The organism is Kineosphaera limosa NBRC 100340 (assembly GCF_000298215.1).
GTDB lineage: Bacteria > Actinomycetota > Actinomycetes > Actinomycetales > Dermatophilaceae > Kineosphaera > Kineosphaera limosa.
The window spans coordinates 1-10,008 of the sequence record NZ_BAHD01000113.1; the positions used below are offsets into that span (position 1 = coordinate 1).

The 10,008-nt window shown below is 72.7% G+C and carries 12 protein-coding genes and 1 pseudogene; 7 read left to right on the forward strand and 6 right to left on the reverse strand.

Annotated elements, in window-relative coordinates; genetic code table 11:
• Both KILIM_RS20865 and KILIM_RS20870 read left to right on the forward strand, forming a co-directional pair.
• Positions 1-355, forward strand: a pseudogene (locus tag KILIM_RS20865) (hypothetical protein); the annotation flags it as partial.
• 77 nt (positions 356-432) lie between these two features.
• Positions 433-615, forward strand: coding sequence for a hypothetical protein (locus KILIM_RS20870; RefSeq protein WP_157551875.1), 183 nt, complete (start codon positions 433-435; stop codon positions 613-615).
• 129 nt (positions 616-744) lie between these two features.
• On the opposite strand, the gene mscL is transcribed toward KILIM_RS20870, so the two are convergent.
• The 6 genes from mscL to KILIM_RS20900 form a co-directional block, all read right to left on the reverse strand.
• Positions 745-1,152: a large conductance mechanosensitive channel protein MscL gene (gene mscL, locus KILIM_RS20875; protein ID WP_006594748.1), complete on the reverse strand. Its 408-nt coding sequence runs from the start codon at positions 1,150-1,152 to the stop codon at positions 745-747.
• A gap of 289 nt (positions 1,153-1,441) precedes the next feature.
• Entirely contained in the window at positions 1,442-2,140 is a 699-nt protein-coding gene (gene cpaB / locus KILIM_RS22915) for a Flp pilus assembly protein CpaB (protein WP_006594749.1), read from the reverse strand.
• 10 nt (positions 2,141-2,150) lie between these two features.
• Complete coding sequence (locus KILIM_RS20885) at positions 2,151-2,750, reverse strand: phosphorylase family protein (RefSeq protein ID WP_006594750.1); 600 nt, start codon at positions 2,748-2,750, stop codon at positions 2,151-2,153.
• A 418-nt stretch (positions 2,751-3,168) separates the two neighbouring features.
• Positions 3,169-3,561 (reverse strand): FmdB family zinc ribbon protein, encoded by a 393-nt coding sequence (locus KILIM_RS20890; protein ID WP_006594751.1) that lies wholly within the window; start codon positions 3,559-3,561, stop codon positions 3,169-3,171.
• 139 nt (positions 3,562-3,700) lie between these two features.
• Positions 3,701-5,266, reverse strand: coding sequence for a potassium/proton antiporter (locus KILIM_RS20895; RefSeq protein ID WP_006594752.1), 1,566 nt, complete (start codon positions 5,264-5,266; stop codon positions 3,701-3,703).
• 128 nt (positions 5,267-5,394) lie between these two features.
• Positions 5,395-5,991, reverse strand: a complete 597-nt coding sequence (locus KILIM_RS20900; RefSeq protein ID WP_006594753.1) for a 5-formyltetrahydrofolate cyclo-ligase — start codon at positions 5,989-5,991, stop codon at positions 5,395-5,397.
• 283 nt (positions 5,992-6,274) lie between these two features.
• On the opposite strand from KILIM_RS20900, the gene glp reads away from it, so the two are divergent.
• The 5 genes from glp to KILIM_RS20925 form a co-directional block, all read left to right on the forward strand.
• Entirely contained in the window at positions 6,275-7,597 is a 1,323-nt protein-coding gene (gene glp, locus KILIM_RS20905) for a molybdotransferase-like divisome protein Glp (protein ID WP_006594754.1), read from the forward strand.
• The gene (gene moaC, locus KILIM_RS20910; protein ID WP_006594755.1) at positions 7,594-8,091 is read left to right on the forward strand and encodes a cyclic pyranopterin monophosphate synthase MoaC; all 498 of its coding nucleotides are present in this window, start codon (positions 7,594-7,596) and stop codon (positions 8,089-8,091) included. The genes glp and moaC overlap by 4 nt, the downstream gene beginning before the upstream one ends.
• On the forward strand, positions 8,088-8,603 hold the full coding sequence (locus tag KILIM_RS20915) for a MogA/MoaB family molybdenum cofactor biosynthesis protein (protein WP_006594756.1): 516 nt from the start codon (positions 8,088-8,090) through the stop codon (positions 8,601-8,603). Before moaC ends, KILIM_RS20915 begins: the two co-directional genes overlap by 4 nt.
• A gap of 34 nt (positions 8,604-8,637) precedes the next feature.
• Positions 8,638-9,327, forward strand: a complete 690-nt coding sequence (locus tag KILIM_RS20920; protein WP_306302371.1) for a GNAT family N-acetyltransferase — start codon at positions 8,638-8,640, stop codon at positions 9,325-9,327.
• A gap of 101 nt (positions 9,328-9,428) precedes the next feature.
• Positions 9,429-10,008: SepX/GlpR family protein (locus KILIM_RS20925; RefSeq protein ID WP_040564018.1), on the forward strand; the 580-nt coding region annotated here is incomplete at its 3' end.

The window sequence follows — 10,008 nt, forward strand, 5'->3', positions numbered from 1 at the left end:
GGGCGCGGGCATCGCGGGGCGCGGGAGCGCCAGCGCCAGTTTCGAAGGGGTGGCGCTCGACGCCGTCGCGCCCGAGCCCGAACCGGCGCCCGAGCCGGCGCCCGAACATGGCGGCGTCACCGAGTCGCAGTCCCCGTCGGTCCCTGAGCAGGAGGTCGAGGGCCCGGAGGTCGAGGGGCCAGGGGCGCGCGGACCCGAGAACTCGACCGGGGCCAGCGCTTCCGCACGCCCCGGGGAGGGCGCGCGGCGCTCGACGGCACGCACGCACGACACCGGTCAGCCGGAGGCTCGCAGCGGTCGCGCCCCGAGCGCCCGCAGCGGCAATGTCGCGGGACGTCGGCGCCGACGCGCGTGAGCATCCGCCGCATCGGCCGGCGCAGGGTCGTCAGCGCCCCGACGGGTACGTCGGCCCAGCCCGAGACAACGGAGTCGGTGGACCGTTCGACCGCCGTGACCGGCGGACCCGTCGAGCAGACGCGCGACGACACCGATGCCGACTGGGGCGAGGGAGCCGACGGGCCCGACTCTGAGTTCGACTCCGGGTCCGGCTCGGCATCCGCCGGGGCCGGTCGGGACGCGTGGCTGCGCGCCCAGCGCCCCCCGCACTGGGAATGAGGCCGGGGGAGTGCGGTCTGTCGGATCGAGCCGCGGGCCGTCGCGGACCGTTCAGGCATGAGAAAGGCGCCGCACCCGGTGGGTGTCGGCGCCTTCTCCCCGGCGTGGGCCGGGGTGTTCGCGGGTGACTCAGCCGCGGTTGGCCTTGAGCGCGTCGCGGATCTCGCGCAGCAGCGCGGTGTCCTCGGAGATCGCCTCCGGCTCGGGCTCGGCGCCGCGGGCGCGACGCTCGGCGAGCTTGTTCATCGGCAGCACGAAGACGAAGTAAACGACGGCCGCGGTCATCACGAAGACGATGAGGGCGTTGATGATCGTCGAGAAGTTGATGAACGTCGACTGGGCCATCTCGGCGGTGTCGGTGCGCAGCGAGAAGCCGAGTCCGGCGGTCTCGGGGCTGCCGGCGGCGTTGATGATCGGCTCGACGATGGAGGAGACGAACTTGTCGACGACCTGCTGGAACGCGGAGCCGACGACGACCGCGACGGCGAGTTCGATGACGTTGCCCCGGAGGATGAAGTCCTTGAAGCCCTGGAACAAGAGGGTCCTTTCAGTGGTGAGTATGCGAGCGAGTACCTGGACACGGCACTGGGGCCGGGACGCGCCCCCAAGGACTATAGGGGCGCGATTGGGATCCTCAAATGCGTTGTCGGCCTGCTGGGCTGACGTGTCGTAACAGCCGTGGCGCGATTAACACAGAAACACCCGAAAAGACCGAAATAGACCGAATCAGGACTGGGGTCCCCGACGTGCCGGCGGGTTCCCTGTCACCAAGATCACCCTGAGACCGGCAGCGGTAGCGGCAGCGGCAGGACCGCCCCCGCCGGTTTCAGGCGCCGCCGTCGGGGCGCACCGCCAGGTGCACGCCACCCTCGCCGCCGACCGCCGCGGGCACGATCTTGCTCACCTCGGCCGGCGGCACCGCCAACACGAGGCCGGTCGGGGAATCGCCCCCGCCCGACAGCCCGCCGGCGGCAGCCGCGGCCTGGTCCACCGAGAGCACGAGCAGCCCGGCGCCGACGGTCTGGCCCGTGGCCACCGACACCACGTCGACCCGATCGCCCGGGCGGACCAGAGCCAAGGCCCCGCGGTCCGCGACCGGCACGTGCACCGCTCGCTCCGACTTCGACAACTCGGACAGCCCGCTGGAAGGCCGCAGCCGCGGCGCGGTCAGCAACTCCCCGCTCTCGACCGGGTACGCCAACACCTGACCCACCGCCGCCGAGCCGTCGGCCACCCGCGAGGCCGGCGCGCTCGCGGCGTCGATCGCCACGAGCTTGACGTCGGCGGTCGCCAACCGATGACCGGCCGGCAGGTCCGCCGCGGCCGCCACCGCCTGCTCCCGCGCCGGCTCGCCGGGACTCATCGCGGCCACGGCCGCCCACACTGCGCACCCGCCCAGCGCCGCCGCACCCACCCGCCGCAACTGCGCGCGGCGCCACGCGCCCTTGCGCCCGCCCCGGGGAACACCCGTCCGCGCACGCTTCGACCCGCCCTTACGGCCCAGGCCGGCCCACCCCATCGCCATCGCCGCGGCCCTACTGGGGCAGGGCGAACGGCACGGCGATGCCGTCGAGCGCGTGCCGGCACGGGCAGTCGCCGCTGACCTCGTCGCTCTGCGCGGCCAGGCGCCGCGCGGCGTCGGCGACGACCGACTTGACGCGGTCCATGTTCTGGGCGAAGAGCGCAAAGACCTCGGCTTGAGTGACGGCCCCCGCGCCCTCGATGCCGGCGTCGTGGTCGGTGACCAGACTGATCGTCGTGAAGCACAGCGCCAGCTCCCGCGCCAACGAGGCCTCCGGCATCGTCGTCATGCCCACGAGCGTGCCGCCGGCCGCTCGATGCCATTGCGACTCCGCCCGCGAGCTGAACCGCGGGCCGTTGATGACCACCAGAGTGCCGCCGTCGACGACGTGCTGCCGCGCCCCTTGGGCGTCGTCCGCATCCCGGTAGGCGCGCGCTGCCTGAACCGCCGCGGCCCGTCCCCGCGGGCAGTACGGATCGGCGAACGCGACGTGCAACACCTCGCCCTCCCGCTCGTAGTAGGTGTGCGCGCGCCCCCACGTTCGGTCGATGATCTGGTCGGGCACCACCAACGTGCCCGGACCGTGCTCCGGGACCAACGAACCCCCGCGCACGGCGCGAGCACCTGCCGCACCCCCACGGCCCGCAACGCCCACAGGTTGGCGCGGTAGTTCACGCGGTGCGGTGCGAACCGATGCCCGTCGCCGTGCCGGGGCAGGAAGGCCACCGGCGTGCCGTCGACCTCGCCGACGACCGGAGCGCGGCTCGGCGCCCCGAACGGGGTGTAGACCTCGACCTCGCGCGCGTCCTCGAAGAGGGAGTAGAACCCAGACCCGCCGATGATGCCCAGGGGTGCGCGCACCTGCGGATCGCTGACGTGGGTGATCATGTCCGTTGCCATAGGGGCGACCCTAGGCGCAGCGCAGCAACCGGTGCCCGCCAACGCCGGTGAACCTGTGGATGACCGGGCCGCGCGGGTAGGCCTGTGGGTAACGAAACGGCCGAGCTGACCCTCCGGTCAGCAGTCGGCCCTTACGCGCTCTTGGAGCTCGACCCCGACGAACTCGATCCAGAGCTGCCGGAGCTGGAGGAGGAGCTCGACGAGCTCTTCGCCGCACTCGACTCCTTCGCGCTCGAGGAACTCGACGAGGCGTCCGAACCCTTGGAGTCCGAACCTTTTGAGTCCGAACCCTTGGAGCTCTTGGAGCCCTTGGCGTCGGAGGAGCCCTTGCCCGAGCCCTTGGAGTCCGAGCGCGAATCGTTGCGGTAGAAGCCGGACCCCTTGAAGACGACGCCGACGTTGTTGAACAGCTTGCGCAGCTGCCCGTGGCACTGCGGGCACTCGGTCAGCGCGTCGTCCGTGAACGACTGCACGGTCTCGAAGCGGTGCCCGCAGTCCTTGCAGGCGTAGGCATAGGTGGGCATTCGCGTGTCTCCAGCTGGCAGCACTCGGGCCCGGCTGCACCGCCGGCCCGTCGGGTGAGGAATTACGCCGATTCTAGGTGATCCCACCCCGTGCTCCATCCCCCGCTCAGACCCGTCAGGCGACCGACCGACCTCCGGCTCAGCCCTCGTCCGAACCCCAGCCAGCCAGGCGTCCGGCGCGGTCGACGGCGTGCAGGCGCGCCTCGGCGGTCTCCCGCAAGCCGACCGGCACGACGAGCAGCAGCTGGTCGCCGTGGCGCAACTCGGTCTGCGGGGTGGGCACGAACGGGCCGGTGTCGCGCACCACCAGGGAGATGTCGGCGCCGACCGGCAGCCGCAGCTCAAAGATCTCCACCCCGTGCAGGCGCGAGCCCTCCCCGATGGTGATCTCCAACATGTCGGCCCCGAGCTCCTCCAGTGTCGTGGACTCGATGTCCAGCGTGCGCGCGTGTTCGGTGTCGATGACCCCGAGCCGCCGGGCCAGCATCGGCATCGTCGGCGCCTGGACCAGGGTGAACACGACGACGAGCACAAACACCAGGTTGAAGATCCACTGCAGGTTCTGGGCGCCCAGCACGATCGGCACGATTGCCAGCACGATCGGCACCGCGCCGCGCAGCCCGGACCACGACAAGAAGATCTGGTCGCGCACCGGCATCCGGAACCACAGCGTCGAGGCCGCCACCGACAACGGCCGCGCCACCAGCAGCAACACCGCGCCGAGCACCAGCGCCGGCACGATCTGGCCGGGCAGTTCGCTGGGCGAGGCCAGCAGACCGAGCATGACGAACAGGCCGATCTGAGCGAGCCAGCCCAAGCCCTGCGCGAAGCTGCGGGTCGTCGCGCGGTGCGGCATCGCGACGTTGCCGAGCACCAGGGCCGCCAGGTACACGGCGATGAAGCCGGAGGAGTGCACCAGCTGAGCAACCCCGTACGCCAACACGATCCACGCCATGACACCGATGGGGAACAGCCCGGAGGCGGCGGCCCCCAGCTGGCGCATGACCCACGCGCCGACGAAGCCGACGGTGAGCCCGACGAGGACTCCGCCGATGAGCTCGGCCAGCACGAGCACCGGCAGCAGCACGAGCGGCGTGTTGTCGACGCCCTCGGTGAGCCGCTCGGCCAGCGCGACGACGATGAGGACGACCGGGGCGTCGTTGAACCCCGATTCGGCCTCGAGGATCCCAGCTAATCGGGCCTTGGGCCGCACATCGCGCAGCACCGAGAAGACGGCGGCGGCGTCGGTGGAGCTGACGATCGCCGCCAGCAGCAGGGCCACCTCCCAGCTGAGCCCGAGCAGGAAGTGGCCCGCGGCGCCCACGACCGCAACCGAGACGACGACCCCGACGGTGGCCAGCAGCACCGCCGGCGCGATCGACGGTTTGATGTCGGACCAGGAGGTCGTCAGGCCACCTTCGGCGAGGATCAGCACGAGCGCCAGGTATCCCAGCACGAGGCTCGTCTCGATGTCTTCGTAGGCCACGCCCAGGCCGGCTTCGCCGAGGGCCACCCCGAGCAGCAGGTACAGCAGCAGCGACGGGAGGCCCGTGCGTGCCGAGAGTCGGACCGCCGCGACCGCCACCACGAGCACGATCGCCGTGACCGTCACCAGCGTGCTCAGGTCCTCGACCGCGACCATCTCGACGTGTTCGTCGCTCGCCGCGAGAAGCGGAGCGAGCGTGGCCACGTTCGTCAAGAGCACCGTCTCGGCTCCTGTCTACTCGCAGTCCCCGCAGGCTGGTGGGCCCCTGGGCCGGCGCCGTGCTCCGGAGCTCGCATCATCGCAGGCCAGACGCTCCAGTGAGTGACATTCGCGCCCGAGCCCGCCCGTCAGGCGAAGAGCAGGCGTCGAGTGGGGGTGACGCAGGCGTCGACGGGCGTGTCGTGCTCGGCGACAGGCAGGGGCTCGGTGCGCAACTCCGCGTCGTCGACGACCGCCACGACCGGCACGCCGGGGCGCCGGCGAGGCAGCGCCCGGTCGTAGCTCCCGCCGCCCTGCCCCAGGCGGTGCCCGTGGCCGTCGACCGCCATCGCCGGCACCAGCACGACCTGCGCCTGCGCGATTCCCTGCGTGCCGAGCGGCTCGGCGAACTCGCCGGGGCCGACCCACGGCATCCAGTCCAGGTCTTTGTCCGGCAGCAGGATCGGCACGATGACCGCGAAGCCGCCGGCCACGAGGTCGCGCAGCAGGGCGTCCGTCGGCACCTCGGTGGGCAGGCTCTCGAACGCCGCTACCGTGCGCACCGGCTGGGGGCCGGCGGCGGACAGCTCGGCCAGCAGGTCGCGGACGGTGCGGCTCAACGCTCGCGCCGCGGCGGCTCGCTGCTGCGGTGTGCTGTCGGCGGCCCGCTCGCGGCGCGCCCGCCGCATGCTGGTGCGCAGCTCCTGCTTGGCCTGGGCCGTCTCCGGTCGCTGCGGGGTTTTCATGGCGAAAGTCTGCCCGCGCGACGTGAACCGTGAAAGATAGTGTTCGCTTTTGCACGGTCAGGTGAGCAAAAACGAACACCATAATCCTGAAACTCGGCGGGAGGCCCGGCGGCCCTCCACGACATCGCCCGCACCGCGTGGCGGCGAGGCCGCTGCGTCAGGCGGGGGTGTTCACCGGACCGTTATGGTTACGTGCACGCGGCTCCGGGCGACATCGCGGCCCGGCAGGCGGCGGGCCATAAATGAAATGGCGCAGGGCAGCCAACGGGCAGGAGGCGGGGCGATGATCTCGGTAGCGGAGCATCGGCGCCGGATTCTGGAGACGGTGCGGCGGCTCGCGCCACAGCAGGTGCCGGTCACGCAGGCCCAGGGATGCGTGCTGGCCAAGGATGTCGAGGCGCTCGTGCCGCTGCCCGGCTTCGACAACTCCGCGATGGACGGTTACATCGTGGGTGCGGCCGACGTGGCCGGGCTGCCCGCCCCCGACTCCGCCGACTCCGCCGAGGCCTCCGACGCGCCGGAGGGCGCGGGGCAGCCGGTGCGCCTCCCGGTCGACGGTGACATCCCGGCCGGCGACACGCGTCAGCTGCGTCTCGAGCCCGGCCACGCCTACCGGATCATGACCGGCGCGCCCATCCCGGCCGGCGGCGACGTCGTCATCCCCGTCGAGCTCACCGACGGGGGGACCGAATACGTCACGCTGCACGCCGCCGACGCTCCGGGCCGACACATCCGCCGCGCCGGCGAGGACGTGCACGCCGGTGACATCGTGTTACGTGCCGGCACCGTGCTCGGGGCCCGGCAACTGGCGATCGCCGCGGCGGTCGGCGCCGGTGAACTGAGCGTCTACCCCCGGCCGCGCGTCGTGTGCCTGTCCACCGGCGACGAGTTGTTGCCGCCGGGCAGCGTGCCGGGCTTCGGGCAGGTCGTCGACAGCAACGGGCTGATGCTTGCCGCCGCCCTGCGCGAGGCCGGTTTCGATGCCCGCGCCGGTGGAGTGGTGCTGGATACCGAGGAGGCGGTGACGGCCGCCCTCGACGCGGCGTTGGCGGACGCCGACGCGATCGTCACGACCGGCGGCGTCAGCATGGGCGCCTACGACGCGGTGAAGGCCGCCCTGAGTTCGCTGGGCACCGTGGCTTTCGACAAGGTTGCGATGCAGCCGGGCAAGCCGCAGGGTTTCGGCACGCTGGGGGAGCGGGAGGTGCCGGTGTTCACCCTCCCGGGCAATCCGGTCAGCGCGCTGGTCTCCACCGAGGTCTTCGTGCTGCCGGCGCTGCGAACGATGGCCGGGCTGCCGGTCGAGCCGGCTCCGCCGCCGCGCGCCCGCGTGCTCGACGGCTGGCCCTCCCCGCCCGGGCGCGCGCAATTCGTGCGGGTCATCGTCGAGGAGGCGCAGGCGGAGCCCTGGATGGGGGCGGCGTCCGGCACCGCCGGGCCGCCCGGACCGTCGCTGCGCAGTGCCGGCGGGCAGGGCTCGCACGTGCTGCAGGCGCTCGCCGACGCCGACGCCTTGGCCTACGTGCCGGCCGACGTCACGCGGGTCGAGCCGGGCGACCTGCTCGGCTACCGGCGCCTCGGGCAGCAGGGCTGGGCGGCCGAATGAGCGAGCGCCTTACCCACGTGCGCGCCGACGGCACCGCCCACATGGTCGACGTCAGCGGCAAGCCGGTCACGGCCCGCCAGGCCAGCGCCGCCGGGCGGGTGCTGCTGGCGCCGGCGGCGATCGCGGCGCTGCGCGACGGCACGGTGCCCAAGGGTGACGCTCTGGCGGTGGCCCGCGTCGCGGGTCTGCAGGCGGCCAAACGCACTCCCGACCTCGTGCCGCTGGCCCACCCGGTGGCCGTGCACGCCGTCGAGGTCGACCTGCTGGTGGCCGACGACGGGGTCGACATCAGCGCCACCGTGCGCACCGCCGACCGCACCGGCATCGAGATGGAGGCGCTGACCAGCGTCACCGTGTGCGCGCTCACGCTCATCGACATGGTCAAGGCTGTCGACAAGCACGCCCGCATCACCGACGTGCGCGTCACCGCCAAGAGCGGTGGCCGGTCCGGGGATTGGGCCGAGGATGCGGGGGACGAAGGGGCGCCGGTATGACCGACGCTCCGCCGCAGCACGCATCGACCTCGCCGGAGCAGAGTCGGCGCGCGGTCGTCATCACCGCCTCCAACCGGGCCAGCGCCGGGGTGTATCCGGATCGCGGCGGCCCGCTCATCGCCGAGCGCTTGACCCGATGGGGCTTCTCCGTCTCCGGGCCCGTGGTGGTGCCCGACGGCGACCCGGTCGGCGCCGCCCTGCGGGAGGCGGTGACCCAGGCCGACCTCGTGCTGACGACCGGCGGCACCGGGCTGACTCCCGGCGACCACACCCCCGAACAGACCCGCGCCGTCATCGACCGCGAGGTGCCGGGCATCGCGGAGGCGATCCGCGCGGCCGGGGTCGCCGCGGGCGTGCCCACCGCGGTGCTGTCGCGGGGCGTCGCGGGGCTCGCCGGACGCTGCCTCGTGGTCAACCTGCCCGGCTCGGTCGGGGGAGTGCGTGACGGACTCGCGGTGCTCGAGCCGATCGTGCGCCACGCCCTCGACCAGGCGCGCGGGGGCGATCACTGATGCTCCCTCTCCGACCCCGCGCGGTGCGCCCCGCGTGGGCGCGGATTCGGTGGGGGCGGTAGCGATGTCGGGGCTGTGGCCGAGCGTGTTGACGGTGCGTCATGAGGACGGCTTCGACGTCGTGCTGCGCGCGCTGCGCACCCGCGACCGTTCGGACTGGGATCACGTGCGGGTGGCCAACGAGCAGTGGCTGCGCCCGTGGGAGGCGACCAGCCCGCTCCCGCCGGCCGCCCGCTCGAGCTTTCGCCAACTGGTGCGCCACTACGACCGGGAAGGGCGCGAGGGCCGGATGCAGCCGTTCGTCATCGATGTCGGCGGCCGCATCGTCGGGCAGATGCACCTCTTCGGGATCGCGTGGGGTGGGCTGCGCGGGGGAGCCGCCGGGTACTGGGTGGCGCGCCGGCTCGCCGGGCGCGGGATCGCGCCGCTGGGTCTTGCCGCGCTCGTCGATCACGCGATCTACGGACTGGGCCTGCACCGGGTCGAGGTGAACATTCGCCCGGAGAACGTCGCCAGCCTGCAGGTGGTGCGCAAGCTCGGCTTCCGCGAGGAGGGACTGCGGCAGCGGTATCTGCACATCGGGGGCGACTGGCGCGACCACCGCTCCTTCGCGTTGATCGCCGAGGATCTGGCCGGAACCTCTCTCGTGGAACGCTTTCGCCGGGCCCAGAGCCGGGGGCCCAGCCACGGCGATGCCCGCCCGGCGCCCGAATCGACGGCCTGACCCCGTCGCCGGCGTGGCAAGTTACATCCATGTAAGTCGATTCCTCGACACACCGCGTCACCTGCGCGAAGGCGCCCGATGGGGCTCTTACCGTGGTTCTCGTGTCGCCCAGCAGCCTGATCTTCGTCGCCGTCGTAGCCATCTGGGCGATCTATCTGGTCGTCCATGTCGCCCGCCGCCGTGAGCACCTCGCGACGGCCCGCACCGTCGACCGGTTCAGCAGCCAGATGCGCGTGCTGCAACGGCGCGCGGTGCGGCTCGATCCGCCGGCCCCCTCCTCGGTGCGGGTCTCCTCGACGGGCCGCGCGCGCCCTCGGCCGCTCATCGCGCAGGCCAGCCCGGAGCAGGTCTTCCTCGGCAACTCGGCCCCGGGGGCCGCTCCGCTCATCTCCACGCTGTCGCACGACGGGTCGGCGACCGCGCCTGAGGTGCCCGACTTCTTCGTCGACGAGCCGGGTCGCCGGGGTCGCGGCCTGCGCCTGCCGGCGCGCCGCCCCGGGAGCCGTCCCGCGCGCCTCGTGCGGGCCGCCGCTCTGCTGCTTGCGTTGTTGAGCCTCGTGGTCGTGAGTGTCGCGGCCGGCCTGTCGGCTCTGCCCTGGTGGGCCGTCGCGGCGCCGGTTGCGATGCTGATCGGCGTGCTGGCTTGGCTGCGTGCCGCCGCCCGGGCGTTGCGAGCACAGC